This is a genomic window from Micromonospora sp. ATLC20 (assembly GCF_057196585.1).
The window spans coordinates 55034-70859 of sequence record NZ_JBXUOV010000010.1 but is presented as its reverse complement, the minus strand read 5'-3'; the positions used below and the strand labels follow the sequence as shown (position 1 = coordinate 70859).

General features: G+C 74.7%; 13 protein-coding genes. 4 read left to right on the top strand and 9 right to left on the bottom strand.

Annotation, left to right across the window (positions count from 1 at the left end; translation table 11 throughout):
- Positions 1–58: 58 nt before the first annotated feature.
- Positions 59–3409 (bottom strand): S8 family serine peptidase, encoded by a 3351-nt coding sequence (locus AC2CHG_RS04575; protein WP_484524200.1) that lies wholly within the window; start codon positions 3407–3409, stop codon positions 59–61.
- A 140-nt stretch (positions 3410–3549) separates the two neighbouring features.
- Between AC2CHG_RS04575 and AC2CHG_RS04570 the strand changes: the two genes are divergently transcribed.
- Together AC2CHG_RS04570 and AC2CHG_RS04565 are read left to right on the top strand one after the other, a co-directional pair.
- Complete coding sequence (locus AC2CHG_RS04570; RefSeq protein ID WP_366622291.1) at positions 3550–4116, top strand: sugar O-acetyltransferase; 567 nt, start codon at positions 3550–3552, stop codon at positions 4114–4116.
- Positions 4117–4199: 83 nt separating this feature from the next.
- Positions 4200–6785 carry a hypothetical protein gene (locus AC2CHG_RS04565; RefSeq protein WP_484524199.1) on the top strand — a complete coding sequence of 862 codons (2586 nt, stop codon included), beginning with the start codon at positions 4200–4202 and terminating at the stop codon, positions 6783–6785.
- Positions 6786–6797: 12 nt separating this feature from the next.
- Here the strand turns inward: AC2CHG_RS04565 and AC2CHG_RS04560 are convergent, their stop codons facing one another.
- Genes AC2CHG_RS04560 through fdxA form a run of 5 tightly spaced genes read right to left on the bottom strand, consistent with a single transcriptional unit; the run spans position 6798 to position 10545 of the window.
- Positions 6798–7445, bottom strand: a complete 648-nt coding sequence (locus AC2CHG_RS04560) for a nucleoside/nucleotide kinase family protein (protein WP_262013988.1) — start codon at positions 7443–7445, stop codon at positions 6798–6800.
- A complete protein-coding gene (locus AC2CHG_RS04555; protein WP_366622287.1) occupies positions 7445–8089 on the bottom strand; it encodes an SIMPL domain-containing protein in 645 nt (214 codons plus the stop codon). Before AC2CHG_RS04555 ends, AC2CHG_RS04560 begins: the two co-directional genes overlap by 1 nt.
- A gap of 5 nt (positions 8090–8094) precedes the next feature.
- On the bottom strand, positions 8095–9111 hold the full coding sequence (locus AC2CHG_RS04550) for a prephenate dehydrogenase (protein WP_366622285.1): 1017 nt from the start codon (positions 9109–9111) through the stop codon (positions 8095–8097).
- Between the two features lies 1 nt (position 9112).
- Entirely contained in the window at positions 9113–10222 is a 1110-nt protein-coding gene (dapC, locus tag AC2CHG_RS04545) for a succinyldiaminopimelate transaminase (protein WP_402807967.1), read from the bottom strand.
- The gene (gene fdxA, locus AC2CHG_RS04540; protein WP_007464872.1) at positions 10219–10545 is read right to left on the bottom strand and encodes a ferredoxin; all 327 of its coding nucleotides are present in this window, start codon (positions 10543–10545) and stop codon (positions 10219–10221) included. The genes dapC and fdxA overlap by 4 nt, the downstream gene beginning before the upstream one ends.
- A 79-nt stretch (positions 10546–10624) precedes the next feature.
- Between fdxA and AC2CHG_RS04535 the strand changes: the two genes are divergently transcribed.
- Entirely contained in the window at positions 10625–11593 is a 969-nt protein-coding gene (locus AC2CHG_RS04535; protein ID WP_366622283.1) for a GNAT family N-acetyltransferase, read from the top strand.
- 12 nt (positions 11594–11605) lie between these two features.
- Here the strand turns inward: AC2CHG_RS04535 and AC2CHG_RS04530 are convergent, their stop codons facing one another.
- The 3 genes from AC2CHG_RS04530 to mshB all read right to left on the bottom strand — a co-directional run bounded on the left by AC2CHG_RS04530 (position 11606) and on the right by mshB (position 13572).
- Positions 11606–12070 (bottom strand): hypothetical protein, encoded by a 465-nt coding sequence (locus tag AC2CHG_RS04530; RefSeq protein ID WP_262013992.1) that lies wholly within the window; start codon positions 12068–12070, stop codon positions 11606–11608.
- 87 nt (positions 12071–12157) lie between these two features.
- The gene (locus AC2CHG_RS04525) at positions 12158–12631 is read right to left on the bottom strand and encodes a hypothetical protein (protein ID WP_410054927.1); all 474 of its coding nucleotides are present in this window, start codon (positions 12629–12631) and stop codon (positions 12158–12160) included.
- Positions 12632–12648: 17 nt separating this feature from the next.
- A complete protein-coding gene (mshB, locus tag AC2CHG_RS04520) occupies positions 12649–13572 on the bottom strand; it encodes an N-acetyl-1-D-myo-inositol-2-amino-2-deoxy-alpha-D-glucopyranoside deacetylase (RefSeq protein WP_366622281.1) in 924 nt (307 codons plus the stop codon).
- Between the two features lie 85 nt (positions 13573–13657).
- Between mshB and AC2CHG_RS04515 the strand changes: the two genes are divergently transcribed.
- Positions 13658–15802, top strand: a complete 2145-nt coding sequence (locus tag AC2CHG_RS04515; RefSeq protein WP_262013994.1) for a S9 family peptidase — start codon at positions 13658–13660, stop codon at positions 15800–15802.
- Positions 15803–15826: the final 24 nt, after the last annotated feature.

Below are 15826 nucleotides of genomic sequence, written 5' to 3'. Positions count from 1 at the left end.
CGCGCCCCCCGCCGGCCGCGCCCCCCCCCCCCCGCCCCCGCCCCCCCCGCCGCCCGCCTCACCGCAGGCGGTACGCCTGGATGATCCGCTGGGTCACGGTGTTGCCGGCGTCGTCGCGGGCGGTGGCCCGCAGCGACGCGTACCCGGGGCCGGCCGGGTGCCGGACGGTGGCCGTCCACGCCCCGCCCTGCTTCTTCAGTGCCGCCTTCTGCCAGGTCTTGCCACCGTCGTAGGAGACGTCGACGGTGAGCGCCACGACCCGGCCGGACGGCGCGCCGGGCTGACGCTGCACCGTCACCGGCACGGTGAACGTCCGGCCCGCCGGGGCGGAGCTGTCCACCGCCAGCGGCGGGGTGAACCGGACCGCCATGGCCGGCAGCCGGGCCGGCACGTCACCCGGTACCCGCTTGGAGCGGAACGTCCAGCTCGCCGACACCTCGGTGCTCAGGTCGGTGAAGCCGCGCGTCGCACTGGTCTCCAGCCGGTAGTTCGCCGTTCCCGGCGGCACGGTGAACTCGCCGTACCCCGGGTAGGGCGACTCGTCGACCAGCTTGCCGTTGCGGTAGAGCCGGGTGTGTTCGGTGTCGTTGAGCGAGCCGCCCGGGTGCCCGGCCGCGTCGCTGTGCACCGGCAGCGAGACGATGACGGTGTCGCCGGTCCGGGTGATGCCCTGTTCCGGCCACTGCGGCTGCGGGAACGACGGGCCGAACGGGGCCTTGTTCCACTCGTCGCGGTAGCTGTGCCCGGCCCGGTAGCGGGTCGGCACTCGTTCCAGCGCCGCCCGCGGCTCCAGCCAGCCCTCCTCGGAGCGCTCACCGAAGGCCAGCTCGGCGCTCCAGCGGGTCCGGGTGACGCTGAGGTGGTCGATCCGCTTGCCCGGCACCTGGACCGGCAGGACGATCGCCGAGCCGCCCATGTTGTAGTCGCGCTCCGCGTAGACGACCAGTTCGTTCTCCATCCCGGCGTAGCCGGCGGCGAACCGGTTGGCGACGGTGGCCAGGTCGGCGGTCCGGTAGTGCCGGACGAAGCCGGTCGGGAAGCGGCCCGGGAACAGGTCGTTCAGGCCGTAGAAGTACGGACTGCGCTCCGGCGCTGTCGGCTCGGCCCACTGGCTGGCGAGCGCGCCGACGAAGACCTTGTCGGAGACAGTGCGGCCGATCTGGGCCGAGTAGAGGCCCTCGAACCGGTCGGTCCACAGCCCGAAGCTGTTGTAGTAGTCGCCGAATCCCCAGGCCGCGGTGAGGTCGATCAGCAGTGGTGCCGCGCCGCGCTGCGGCACCGTGGTGCGGATCGGCTTCGCCCGCCGGGCGTCCAGCGTGAGCCGCTGGTTCCCGGCCACCACCAGTTCCGGCTGGGCGAGGAAGGAGACCTCCGACCAGCCCTGGTCACCGTCGACGAAGATCAGGCTCTGCACGCCGTACCGGCCCTTCGGCACCCGGATCCGGGTCTCGCCGCCGGCGCCGTAGACGTCCCGGTAGCTGCCGCCGTCGAGCCCCAGCAGAACGGTGTAGTAGCCGTCGGTCAGGGCGCCGGAGCGGTTGCGGTGGGTCACGGTCAGGTCGTAGCTCTCCACCTCGCGGTCGACAGCGAGCGGGGTCACCGCCACCGTGTCGCCGGCGCGGGCGAGCAGGCGGCCGGTCCAGTAGCCGTCGGCGCCGCCGAGCCGGGTGTCGATCACCACTGTCACCTGAGCGCTGCCGCCCGCCGGAACGGTGAGCCGGGAGGCGCTGAGAGTCAGCATGCCGGCCGGCGCGGTCCGCCCGCCCGGTCCGGTGAACTGGGTGCTCAGGTCGAGCGTGAGCGGGGCGGTCCCGCCGTTGCGGTAGGTGACGGTCCGGCTGATCGGCTTGTCGTCGGTGTGCGGCCAGGCCGCCACACCGAACGAGACGGAGGCCGGTTCGCTCGTCACCTGCTGGGTGATCGCGCGGGCGACGTCGACCCGGCCCGCGCCCTGCTGGAACGCGGTCTGCTCCGGGTGCGGCTTCGCCGAGGCCATCAGCGTCGCCTTGTAGCGCTCGGGCGTCCAGCCGGGGTGCTGCTGGGCGAGCAGCGCAACTGCGCCGGCGACGTGCGGGGCGGCCATCGACGTGCCGGACAGTGAGGCGTACCGGTCCCCCACCGGGTCGCCGATCTGGCCGTGCGCGGCCCGCGCGGCCACGATCTCCACACCCGGCGCGGTGACGTCCGGCTTGATCGCCCCGTCGCCGACCCGGGGACCGCGGCTGGAGAAGTCGGCGAGTGCGTCGTCCCGGTCCACCGCGCCGACCGCGAGCGCGGCGTCGGCGGTGGCCGGCGAGCCGACCGAACCGTCTACGCCGTCATTGCCGGCGGAGATCACGAACAGCGTCCCGTGCTGCTCGGTGAGCGTCCCGACCGCCTCCTCCAGCGGGTCCACATCCGGGGTGTCGCCGCCGCTGAGGCTCATGTTGACCACTGTGGCGTGCTGCTCGGCCGCGGCCCACTGCATGCCGGCCAGGATGGCCGACTCGGTGCAGCCGTAGACCTCGCAGACCTTCCCGGACAGCAGCGTGGCGTCGGGCGCCACGCCCCGGTACTTCCCGCCCGAGGCGGCACCGCTGCCGGCGATGGTGGAGGCCACGTGCGTGCCGTGCCCGACGATGTCGTCCGGGTCCGCCTCCTCGGTGAAGTTGCGCGACTCGGCGACCTTGCCGGCCAGGTCCGGGTGGCTGAGGTCGACGCCGGTGTCGAGCACCGCGACCCGCACGCCCTTACCGGTCCAGCCGGCCGCCCAGGCGGTCGGCGCGCCGATCTGCGGCACGCTGTGGTCGAGTGTCAGCCGCCGCCGGCCGTCCAGCCAGATCCGGTCGACACCCCCCGCCGCGTCGAGCCGGGCACCGGAGCGGTCGGCGCTGACCGCCTTCCAGAGCGCGCCGGTGTCACCCTTGTCGGCGACGACCGCCGCGCCGGCGATCGCCGGCAGGTCGCGGGTCACCCGCGCGCCGGCGAGCGGGGTCGCCGTCCGCCGGGCCGTCCCCGGCCGGTACGTCACGAGCAGCGGTACGCTGCCGCGCCGCGCGTCGTCGTACCCGGCCTCGATCAGCCCGCTCACGTCGAACAGGCGCCGGTCGAGCTTGCCGGCGCGGACCAGCGGGAGCGCGTCCTGCGGCATCACGGTGAGCCGGTCGCGCTCCCGTCCGACCAGGAACTGGATGCCGGCGCGGCCGGCGCCGGGGCGTACCGCGGCACGGCCGCCCGAGGCGACGGTGACCCGGTCGCCGGTGATCAGGGTGACGGTGACCGGTTGGACGCCGGCCGGGGCGGACGGCCCGGTTCGGGCGGACGGGCCGGTCGGCGTGGTGGGCGCGGCGGCCAGCGCGGGTACCGGCAGGCCGAGCGCCAGCGTCAGGCCGAGGCCGAACGCCGTCAGCTTTCTGCGGTTCCGGAGCAACCTTCCTCCTTCGTCGAACGTTTCATCGATGAGAGACACATCGACGCGGGTATCAGAATTGCATACCGCGTATGCATCGGGAAGTCGCCGATCCGACGGAACCGCCACCACCCACCGGAGCGGGCCGGGACGATCGGACGATGACCTCCATGAAGGACCGGATGCTCGCCGGCGAGCAGTACATCGCCGACGATCCCGCGATCATCGCCGATCTGGAGCGCGCGGCCCGGCTCAGTGAACGCTTCAACCGCAGCTCCGCCGACGATCCGGCGGGCCGCCTCGCCGCGCTGCGCGAACTGCTCGGCTCGCTCGGCGAGGACGCCTGGGTCCGGCCGCCGCTGTACTGCGACTACGGACACCAGACGCACATCGGCGCGCGTGCGTTCGTCAACTTCAACGCGGTGTTCCTCGACGTCGCCCGCATCACCATCGGCGCCGACGTCCAGATCGGACCGAACGTGCAACTGCTCACCGCCACCCACCCGGTGGAACCGGAGGCGCGCCGGGCCAAGTGGGAGTCCGCGAAACCGATCACCATCGGTGACAACGTCTGGCTCGGCGGCGGGGTGATCGTGCTGCCCGGAGTGACGATCGGCGAGAACACGGTGGTCGGCGCCGGCGCGGTGGTGACGCGCGACCTGCCGGCGAACGTGGTGGCGGTGGGTAACCCCGCTCGCCCGATCAGGAGCTTGGGACAGTCGTCCTGAGCTGCGGAAACAACCGTTCCAGCGGATGCGGATTCCCGCCCTCTCGCGCACTCTGGGTAGTAGTGCGTTTACCGGGAGGCACAATGGAACGGGTCCTCGAACTGCGGGTGCACGGGGTCTCCAACACCCCGCCGGATCAGCTGCTCGGCCTGACCGCAGGCACCAACGGTGACGGTGCGCAACCAACACTTGTCGCCGGCGGTCAGACCACCGGCTTCTACCGGTCCAGCGCGGCGGGCCGGGACGACCCGATCACCGTCGAGGCGTACAGCTGGGGGCAGTTGACCTCCGGCGCGCGGACCCGGCGGGACGTGGAACGGGCGCTGTGGACGCTGATGCTCCCGTTCGCGCTGGCGAACGTCGCGCTGCACGCCCGCGCCGACATCCCGCCCGACCCGGACCAGGAACGATGGGCCAGCCGGTCCGGCATCACCGCCTGGCTCATCCGTCTGTTCTGCCTGAGCCTGACCTGCACGCTCGTCGTCACGGTGACCGGCGTGGGCGTGGACCTCATCGCCTGGCAGTGCGTCGAGGCGGATTGCCTCGGCAAGATACCCGGGCCGTGGGAGTTCCTCGGCGACCCCTGGTGGCGCGAGGGCACCCGGACGCTCGCGCTCGGCCTGCTGCTGCCACTGCTCGTGCTGGCCGGGATCGGGCTCGTCGCCTTCCGCACCTACCAGTACGAGGCGCAGATGCCCGCGGACCCGCACCACGCGCCGGCCCGGGAGGACGGCGAGCCGGACGGACGGCCGGACCCGGGTGAGCCGCTGCGGAACCCGCTCCAGGACCCGACGTTCTGGAACGGGGAGGGGCAACTGCGCCGGGCCGCCGTACTGCACCTGTGCGCCGGGGCGGTCAGCGCCGCCGCCGTGCCGGTCACCGCCGTGATGATCATGGACCCGCCGCGTGGTGCGCGGGCCGCCGTCGCCTGGCCCACAGTGGCGCTGCTCGCCGCCGTGGTGGTGATCGCCGTGATCGCTGTCGCCCGGCCGTGGCTGAGCCGGCGGCAGGGCGCCACCCCGCTCGGACGGTGGAGCGCGGCGGTCGTGGCGCTCACCGCGCTCGGACTGGCCGGGGCGTTCACCCTGCTGCTGCTCCCCGAGGGGGTGGCCGGGCAGCCGCTGTCGGCGTACCGGCCGCCGGACGGGTGCACGGCGCAGCCGGCCACCGCCGGCTGCCGCACCGACAGGTCGCTGCCCGGGTACGACACGGCTGTCGCGTGGCTGCTCGCGTACCAGGTGCTGTTGCTGCTCGCCATCGCCGCGGCGAACCGCTCCGGCCGCCGGGCGCTGATCGGCCCCGTCGCCGGCATGGTGCTGCTGCCGCTCGGCGCGACCTGGATCGAACGCGGGCTGCCCGTGCTGCCCGCCGCGCCGGGCGAGCTGCGCACCTGGATGCTCGTCGGTCCGGCCGTCGCGCTGGCCGCCGCCGGACTGTTCCTGCCCCGCCTGCGGCCGGCGGTGCCGACCCAGCCGCTCGGCGCGTACACCGATCTCGCCTGGCGCGGCTGCGCCCCGGCCGTCATCGCCGGGTTCGGCTGGATGATGGCGGTGGCGTACTGCGCCGGGCTGCTCTACTGGGTCAGCGACCGGCTCGACGCGTCGGCCGAACCGAGCGGCCCGAGCCGGGTCGTGCCGCCGCTGGCCGTCTTCTGGGCCGGGCTGGCCTGCGCGATCGGCCTGACCGCGCTGATCGGGATGCTGATCCGAGCCGTCGTCCTGCTGCACCGGCTGCGCCGGGTGGAGTACGCCCGGCTGGCCGCCACCCCCGGCCTGTCCGCACACGACCTGCGGCGCTGCCGCGACGTCAGCACCTACCGGGCGCTGCACCGGCTGATCGGCGAGCACGCGGTACGGCTGCTGGGCTGCTACGCCGCGTTCTGCGCCGTCCTGGTCACCCTCTGCTGCGCCGCCGCGCTGTCCGGCGAGCGGCCCAGCCCGCTGTCCCCGTCCGGCTGGCAGAACGCCATCCACTGGACCGCCGAGCGCGGCGACACGCTGCTCGGCTGGCTGCCGGTGGTGATGGCGGCGCTCGGGCTGCTCGTCTACCGCACCGACTCGGTACGCCGCTCGGTCGGCGTGATCTGGGACGTGTGCACGTTCTGGCCCCGGGCCGCGCATCCGCTCGCGCCGCCGAGCTACGCCGAACGCGCCGTACCGGAACTCCAGACCCGGGTGGCGGGCCTGCTGGCACTGCCGCCGCACCATGGCGACCGGATGGACGGCGTCATCCTCTCCGGGCACAGCCAGGGCACCGTCATCTGCGCCGCGGTACTGCTGCAACTGCCCCGCCGGTGGCGACGGCGGACCTGGTTCTTCTCCTACGGCTGCCAGCTCACCCGGCTCTACGGGCGGGTCTTCCCGTCCTACTTCGGGCCGGAACGGCTGCGGGCGCTGGCCGGCGCGCTCACCTGGCCCGGCGGGCACGTGGCCTGGACGAACTTCTGGCGGGACACCGACCCGCTGGGCTGGCAGGTCAGTGCCGGTCAGCGGGACGTGCCGGTGGCCGACCCGGAAGCGCTGCACCCGTCCGGCGGCGAGGTGGCCGACCCGCCCATCCGCAGCCACAGCGGTTATCCGGAGTCGGTGGAGTTCACCCGCGAGCGCGCGGTGGTGTCCCGGCTGCTGCGCCGCACCGTGCCGTCACCACGCCAGCGGACCGGCGGCTGACCTCGCCCGGCCTCACGCCTGCGGCGGGTCGGCCAGGCGTACCACCAGGTCGGCGTGCTCGGCCGTGCCGGCCACCCGCCGGGCGTTCTCCTCGTCGCTGCCGAGCGCCCAGGCGCGGGCCTGCTCCGGCGACTTCCCGTACGCCTCGTGGCGCGCGGTGAGCCGATGCAGCCGAAGCTCCGCGTCCAGATCCAGGAACCAGATCTGGTGTACGAGCGTGCGCACCTCCTCCCACGGGTCGTCCCGCAGCAGCAGGTAGTTGCCCTCGGTGACCACCAGGCGCACCTCGGGCGGCACCTCGATCGCCCCGGCGACCGGCTCCTCCAGGTCCCGGCGGAACTCCGGCGCCCACACCGACGTCGGTTCCAGCCGGCGCAACCGGCGCAGCACGGAGACGAAGCCGTTGACGTCGAACGTGTCCGGCGCGCCCTTGCGCCCCGCCCGGCCGAGCCGTGCCAGCGCGGACCCGGCCAGGTGGAAGCCGTCCATCGGGACCAGCCGGGCGACCGGGCCGAGTGCGGCCACGATCCGTTCCGCCAGGGTGGACTTGCCCGCCCCGGGTGCGCCGGCGATGCCGAGCAGCTGGCGCGGTCCGGCCTCGGCCAGCGCACGCGCCCGGGCGACCAGGTCGTCGAGCCCGAGCACCTCCGCCGCCGGCATCAGCCCAGCACCGGCTCGCTGATGGTGAACCGCGCCTCGACCGCCGCCTGCACCGGCTGCGGCGCCGGGTCCAGCTCCAGTTCGCGCTCCGGCTCGCCGGAGCGCGAGTACGCCGCCCCGACCATCATCATCGGCGGGGCGGCGCTCATCCCGGTGTCGGACAGCTCGCGCAACGCGACCACCCGGGCGCCGAGCGCCTCGGCGTACTCCCGGGCCCGGACCAGCGCGTCGGCGATGGCGGCCTGCCGCGCCTCCCGGTAGGCCGGGCTGTCCGGCCGCAGCGACCACACCGGGCCGGCCACCTCGACCTGCTCCTGGTCGGCCAGGCGGAGCATCAGCTCGCCGAGCGCGGTGAAGTCGGTGGTCGTCACGGTGGTGCTCACGCTGCCCTGGTAGGCCACCACCCGCTCGCCGGCGCGCTTCGTCACCGGCCGGACGTGGACCTGGCCGGTCTCCCGGCGCTCCACGACCGGCCCGGCCCCGTCGAGCAGCGCGCGCACCGCGGCGGCCCGTTCGGCCAGCCGGGTCAGCGTGGTCTCCCGGTCCCGGTCCCGCGCCGTCGCCGTCACCGTGAACCGGGCCAGCTCGGGAGCCACCTCCCGGTACGCCTCACCGCGTACCGCCACGACCGGTGCGTCAGCCATGCCGCTCAGCCTAACGGCGGGGTGGCCGGCAGGTGCCCCATGTAGGTGACCGCGCCGGCCGTCTCCCGTACCCCGCTCAGGTGACCGCCCGCCGCGCCCAGCTCCCGCAGGTACGCCAGCTCGCCGGCGTGGTCGGCGGCGGCCGGGAACTCCCGCCGGTGCGTGGTGAACGTACGCGCCCGCAGCGTCGCGCGGACGTCCCGCCCCTCGGCGAACCGGTCCGCCAGCGCACCGGCGTCGCCACCGCGCAGCGCCTCGGTCAGCTCGCTCAGGAACGCGCCGAGCGCGTCCAGTTCGGCGAGGACGCGGTCCCGGTTGCCGAGCAGCATGTTCGCGGTCCGTTCGGGCGGCCCGCCGGCGACCCGGGTGCCGTCGGAGAAGCTGCCGGCGGCGAGCGTCAGCACCGCGTCCCGCAACGCCGACCGCTGCACGGTGCCGGCCAGCGCTCCCGCCAGCACGTGCGGTACGTGCGAGGCGAGCGCGGCGGCGCCGTCGTGTTCCGGGGCGGACATCGGCACCACCCGGGCGTGGAAGGCGTCCACCAGCAGCACCGCCAGCCGCCGGAACGCGCCCAGGCCGGCCGGCCCCGGGCAGAGCACCCAGGCGGCGCCGTCGAGCAGGTCCGGGCCGGCCGCGCCCGCTCCGGCCCGGTCCGCGCCGGCCATCGGGTGCCCCGGCACGAACCGGTGCCCGAGCCCTTGCACTATGGCGGCGGTGCTCACCTCGGCCTTGACGCTGCCCACGTCGGTGAGCACGCAGTCGTCGTCGGTCACCGCGGCGACCCGGGCCAGTGTCGCCGGCAGCGTGGGCAGCGGGCCGCAGAGGAACACCACGTCCCGGCCGGTGACCGCCTCCTCGAGCGTGTCGGGCGCGTCGACGCCCCGGTCGCGTACCAGCCGGCGGGCCGCCGGATCGGGATCCCAACCGGCGACGTCGAGCCCGGCGGAGTGCAGCCGCAGCAGCACCGAACCGCCGATCAGCCCGGTGCCGACCACCGCCGCCCGCGCCAGCCCGCCCGCCACGTCAGGCCTCGGCGAGCCGCCCGGCCACCGCGTCCACGTGCTCGTCGGACTCGGTGAGGGCCACCCGGACGTGCCGGGCGCCGGCCGGACCGTAGAAGACACCGGCGGCCACCAGGATGCCCCGGCGGGCCAGCCAGTCCACGGTCTCCCAGCAGTCCTCGTCCCGGGTGAGCCAGAGGTAGAGCCCGGCCTCGGAGTGCTCGACGGTGAAGCCGGCGGCGGTGAACGCCGCGCGCAGCTTCTCCCGCCGGACGCGGTAGCGCTCCCGCTGGGCGTCGGCGTGCTCCTGGTCGCCGAGCGCGGCCACCATCGCGGCCTGCACCGGCGCCGGCACGATCAGACCCGCGTGCTTGCGGATCTTGAGCAGCTCGGCCACCAGCGCCGGGTCACCGGCGACGAACCCGGCCCGGTAGCCGGCCAGGTTGGAGCGCTTGGACAGCGAGTGCACCGCCAGCACGCCGTCGTACGAGCCGCCGCAAACCTCGGGCGAGAGCACCGAGACGGGCTCGGCGTCCCAGCCCAGCGGCAGGTAGCACTCGTCGCTGGCGACCACCGCGCCGCGCTCGCGCGCCCACTCGACCACCTTGCGCAGGTGGGCGGCGGGCAGCACCCGGCCGGTCGGGTTACCGGGCGAGTTGACCCAGACCAGGCGGACCCGGGGATCCGGGCCCAGCGCGGTCAGCGAGTCGGTGCGTACCGTCGTCGCGCCGGCCAGGCGGGCCCCGTCCTCGTAGGTCGGGTAGGCCACCGACGGCACCACCACCACGTCACCGGGGCCGAGTCCGAGCAGCGTGGGCAGCCAGGCCACCAGCTCCTTGGAGCCGATCGTCGGCAGCACACCCAGGCCGTCGACGCCCGCGCCGCAGGCCCGCGCGACCCACGCCGCGATCGCGTCCCGCAGAGCGGGCGTACCGGCGGTCAGCGGGTAGCCCGGCGCGTTCGACGCGTCGGCCAGGGCCTGCCGGATCAGCTCTGGCACCGGGTCGACCGGCGTGCCCATCGACAGGTTGATGAGACCGCCCGGGTGCGCCGCGGCCGTGGCGGCCGCGGCGTCCAGGGTGTCCCAGGTGAAGTCGGGCAGCCGTGCCGAGACCGGCGAGCGCCGGTTCAGTGGCCCTCGCCGCGCGGCGGCTGCGCGGCGACGAAGGTGGCGTCCTTCTCCACCTTGCCGATCTTCGAGGCGCCACCGGGCGAGCCCAGGTCCTCGAAGAACTCGTAGTTGGCCCCGGTGTAGTCCTTCCACTGCTCCGGGACGTCGTCCTCGTAGAAGATCGCTTCCACCGGGCAGACCGGCTCACAGGCACCACAGTCGACGCACTCGTCGGGGTGGATGTAGAGCATCCGGTTGCCCTCGTAGATGCAGTCGACCGGGCACTCCTCGATGCATGCCTTGTCGAGCACATCCACGCACGGCTCGGCGATGATGTAGGTCACCGGTCTTCTCCTCCGCAAGACTCGTCGCGATCAACCGCAACGGTAAGAGCCTAGTATCTCGCCGGGGAGGGGGTCGATCGTGCTCCGACAGCAGGACGTGGGACACCGGATCGTGGTCCGCCGGATTGTGGGGATTCGCGAGGGCCGCACGCTGTTCTCCGACGCGCTCGGTGAGCTCGTGGAGCTGAGCGAGACCCACATCACTCTGTCCACCGACGCCGGGCCGCTGCGCGTACCGGTGGCCGAGGTGCACCGGGCCAAGCGGGTGCCGCCGGCCCGGCGGCCCACCGCCGCCGCCGTGGTGGCGCTGGAGCTGGCCGCCGACGAGGCGTGGCCCGCGCCGGTACGCGGACGGCTCGGCGACTGGCGGCTGCGCTGGGCCGACGGCTGGACCGGCCGGGCCAACAGCGCGCTGCCGGTGGGCGACCCGGACCGGCCGCTGCCCGCCGCGCTGGACGCGGTGCAGCGCTGGTACGCCGAGCGCGGCGGGCCCGCCCTGGTGAACACCCCGCTGCCGCTCGCCGCCCCGGTCGGGGCGGAGCTGGACGCGCGCGGCTGGACGTCCCGGCCGCCGGTGCTGGTGCAGACCGTCCCGCTGCGCACCCTGACCGCTGCACCGCCGCCGGCCGACGCCGCCGGGGTGCCGCCGGTGACGCTGGCGGACGCGCCCGCCGACGACTGGCTGGCGATCGCCGCCGGCCGCAAGGGCGGGCTGCCGGACGCCGCCCGGCAGGTGCTCACCGGCACGCCCCGGGTCCGCTTCGCCGAGCTGCGCGAGGACGGCCGGCTGCTCGCGGTCGGGCGGGGCACGGTGACCGGCGGGGGCCGCTGGCTCGGCGTCAGCCTGCTGGAGACGGTGCCGCAGGCGCGCCGCCGAGGGCTTGCCGCCGCTGTCGTACGCGCCCTGGCCGGGTGGGGCGCCGCCGAGGGCGCCACCCACGCGTTCCTCCAGGTCGAGCAGAGCAACACCGGCGCCGTGGCGCTCTACCGGGGGCTCGGCTTCACCACCCACCACACCTACCTGACCCGGGTCGCCCCGGCGGCCTGAGCGGCGCTCCGATCAGCGCCGGACGATCTTGCGAGGGCGGGTGCGCTTCATCTCGGCGTACCGCTTGAGCTGGCGGGACCGGTAGTCCCGGCCCAGCGCGGTCAGGATCAGGTAGCCGACCAGCACGCCCGCCGCGGTGGCCGCGAGATAGAGCCAGATCTGCGCGAAGAACAGGCCCGCGCCGCCGCCGAACGGGTTCTCCCCGACCAGCAGCGGACCGACGAACACGGTGAGCGCCAGCGCGACCGCGACCGCGGCGGCCAGGTCACCGGCCCAGCGGCCCAGCGGCCGGTCGGCACCCCACCGGAACGCGGTGCCGGCCAAAATCAGCCCGATGACCAGGAACATGGCGAGCGAGACGCGGCCGGACGCGGTGTCGTCGTCCGGGAACGCGAATCTGATGACCAGCCGGGCCACCACGTTCACCCCGAACAACGCGGCCGCCAGCACGCCTACCGCACGCCACCGCTGACCCATCGCACGCCTCCCGCCCGTACCGCCCGCTCCCTCGGCGGGCCTCTTGGCTGGAATGTCTACCACCGCGAGCTGTGCGGCGTCAGCACCTCACCGTGCATCGGGCGGCGTCACCAGGTGCCGGAAGCCCAGCACCGCGAACGTGACCGCGCCGGCCACGATCAGCGCGAGGCCGAGCACGTTGTCACCGGCGAGCGCCAGATCGCCCTCGACGGTCCGGAACCCCCCCACCACGATCACCAGGAACCACGGCAGCGCGCCGAGCGCCACCGCCCAGCGCGTACCCGTCGACAGGTGGGCGAACCGGCCCAGCAGCACCGTCGTCGCCACCACGGCGACGACGCCGGCGGTCACCAGGCCGATACCGAGAAGCGCCCGCAGCCCGCCGGAGCGGCCCTGCACGGTCTCCCAGGCCCAGGTCGCGAAGATCAGGTCGAGCAGCGCCAGCAGGACGCCGGCCCAGACCGTCACGACGCCGCCGGCCACCCGCAGCGCGCGGTCGAGCACCCGCTCCGCCGGGCTCGGCGTCGCGGCCGTCGGCGGCTGCTCGGGGAGTGTCGACACGGGTACGGCCGGCAGCGTCACCGGAGACCGGCCGCCGCGACCGGGGACCGCCGCGGGTCGTCCAGGGCGATGCCGGCGAAGAGGTCGTCCTCCCAGCCGTACGGGCCGGTGCCCGGCCCCTTCTCGCCGACCGCGAGCGTGAAGTACTCGACGCCCATGAACTCGCCACCGAAGTTGCCGGCGATCGAGTAGAGCCACGAGTTCGCCGGGATCTGGGTGGCGTGGGCGCGCATCGCCGCCTCCTTGGCGGCGTGCTGGTCGGTGCCGTCGATCCGGGCGGCGATCTCCGCGTCAGGCGTGCCGAACGGCAGCTCGTCGGCGCTCTCGATGCCGGCGAACGGATTGTCCGACGACTCGGTGAACGTCTCCAGGCCCGCGTCGAGCACGCTGCGCGGCATCGCCGTCCAGTAGACCTTCGCCGGGGCGATCCCCTCGGCCGCGGCCAGCTCCACCGCCCGCATCGCCACCCGGTGCGCCTGGATGTGGTCGGGATGGCCGTAGAAGCCGTCCGGGTCGTACGTGACCAGCACCTGGGGGCGGACCTCGCGGATGACCTCCACCAGGTACCCGGCGGCGGTGTCCAGGTCGGCCTGCCAGAACGCCCGCGGGTGCTCGTTCGTGGCCAGGCCCATCATGCCGGAGTCGCGGTAGCGGCCCGCGCCGCCGAGGAACCGGTGGTCGGTCACGCCGAGCGCGGCGCAGGCGGCCGCCAGCTCGCCGATCCGGTAGCCGCCGAGCTGATCCGCCTCGGCCGCGCAGAGCTGCGCCAGCGCCGGGACGTGGATCTCGCCCTCCTCACCGAGCGTGCAGGTCACGAGCGTGACGTGGGCGCCGGTGGCGGCGTAGTGCGCCATCGTCGCGCCGGTCCCGATCGACTCGTCGTCCGGATGCGCGTGGACCAGCAGGAGGCGTCGGTCGGGCAGCGTCGTCACGCCCGTCACTCTAACCGGCGGTCCTGCCCGCCCGACGGTGATGCGTCCGCCCAGGTCGGCCACATCACCTCCGGCGCCCGCCTACGCTGCAGGCGTGGACTTTCCCGAGCTGGCCGCCCGTACCCGTCGGTTCAGCCACGGGGCGCCGCGCGCCGTCACCGTCGCGGGCGACGGCGCCCGGGTGATCTTCCTGCGTTCCGCGGGACCGGAGGACCCGGCCGACGCGCTCTGGCTGCTCGACGTCGACAGCGGCGAGGAACGACTGGTAGCGGACCCGGCGGTGCTGCTGGGCACCGACGCCGAGCCGGCCCGCCTCGCCCCCGGCGAACGGGCGCTACGCGAGCGGTTGCGGCTCAGCTCCGGCGGCATCGGCTCGTACGCGCTGGACTCGGCCGGCCGGGTCGCCGCGTTCGCGCTGGCCGGGCGGCTGTTCCGGGCCGACCTGGTGCACGGCGACGTGATCGAGGTGGCGGCGATCGGGCCGGTGATCGACCCGCGCCCCGACCCGGCCGGCGAGCGGCTGGCGTACGTCACCGACGCCGCCGAGGGGGTGCGCCGGGGCCAGTTGCGGGTGGTCGAGCCGGACGGCACGGACAACCTGCTCGCCGGGGAGGACCACGGCGTCACCTGGGGGCTGGCCGAGCACATCGCGGCCGAGGAGTTCCACCGCTACCGGGGCTACTGGTGGGCGCCGGACGGGCGCAGCGTGCTGGCCGCCCGGGTCGACGAATCCCGCCTGGAACGCTGGTACCTGCACGACCCGGCCGACCCGGCGACCCCGCCGACGTCGCTCGCGTACCCGGTGGCGGGTGGGCCGAACGCGGAGGTCAGCCTGCACCTGCTCGACCTCGACGGCGGCTGGGTCGACGTGCACTGGGACCGCGAGACCTATCCGTACCTCAGTTCGGTGGACTGGACCGAGGGCGGGCCGCTCATCACCGTGCTGCGCCGCTCGCAGCAGCACGGCCTGGTGCTCGCCGTCGACCCGCGCACCGGGGAGACGCAGGTGCACGCCGAACTGGCCGACCCCCGCTGGGTGGAGCCGATCCCCGGCACCCCGGCGCACCTGCCCGACGGGCGGGTGCTGGTCGGCGGCGAGCTGGCCCACGACGGGTACGACGCCCGCTGCCTGTTCGCCGACGGCACCCTGCTCACCCCACCCTCGCTGTACGTGCGGCGGGTGGTCGGACGGCTGCCGAACGGCCCGAACGCGGCGGCGGACCTGCTGGTGGAGGCGAGCGAAGGAGAACCGAGCCAGCGCCACCTCTACCGGGTACGGACCACCATCGGCGGCGGCGTGGACGCCCGCCGGATGGGCAGCGACCCCGGCTGGCACACCGCCTCGATCGGCGGGTCCACGCTGGCGGTGGGCATCGCCTCGCTGGAGCACCCGGGGGTCCGCTGGCGGGTGTGGCACGGCGACCGCGAGGTGGGCGAGTTGCGCTCGTTCGCCGCCACCTGCTCGTACGCGCCGCGGCCGACGATGGTCCGGGTGACCGACAGGCGGCTGCCCAGCGCGGTGCTCTACCCGGCCGAGCACGTCAAGGGCACCCGGCTGCCGGTGCTGCTGGACGTCTACGGCGGGCCCGGCCACCAGGAGGTGGTGGCGGCCCGCAGTGTCTGGCTGGAACGGCAGTGGTGGGCCGAGCAGGGCTTCGCGGTGGTCACCATCGACAACCGGGGTACGCCGGGCATCGCGCCGTCGTTCGAGAAGGCGATCCACAGGCGGGTCGCCGACGTGATCCTCACCGACCAGGTGGACGCGCTCACCGCGCTCGCCGACAAGCACCCGGATCTGGACCTGGAACGGGTGGCGGTGCGCGGCTGGTCGTTCGGCGGCTGGCTGGCCGGGCTCGCGGTGCTGCGGCACCCGGAGTTGTTCAAGTGCGCGATCGTGGGCGCGCCGGTCACCGACTGGGCGTTGTACGACACCGCGTACAGCGAGCGCTACCTGGGCATGCCGGAAGACGGGATGGACGTGTACGCCCACCACTCGCTGGTCGAGCTGGCCGCCGAGCCGCTGGGCGACCCGGCGCAGGCCCGGCCGATGCTGCTGGTGCACGGCCTGGCCGACGACAACGTGCTGGCCGCGCACACGCTGCGGCTGTCGGCGGCGCTGCTGGCGACGGGCCGCCCGCACGCGGTGCTGCCGCTGACCGGCGCGAGCCACCTGGCCGCCGGCGGGGTGTCCGAGCGCCTGCTCCGGCTGGAGCTGGACTTCCTCCGCCGCTACCTGTAAGGAAGGGCCCCCTTTTAACGCCTG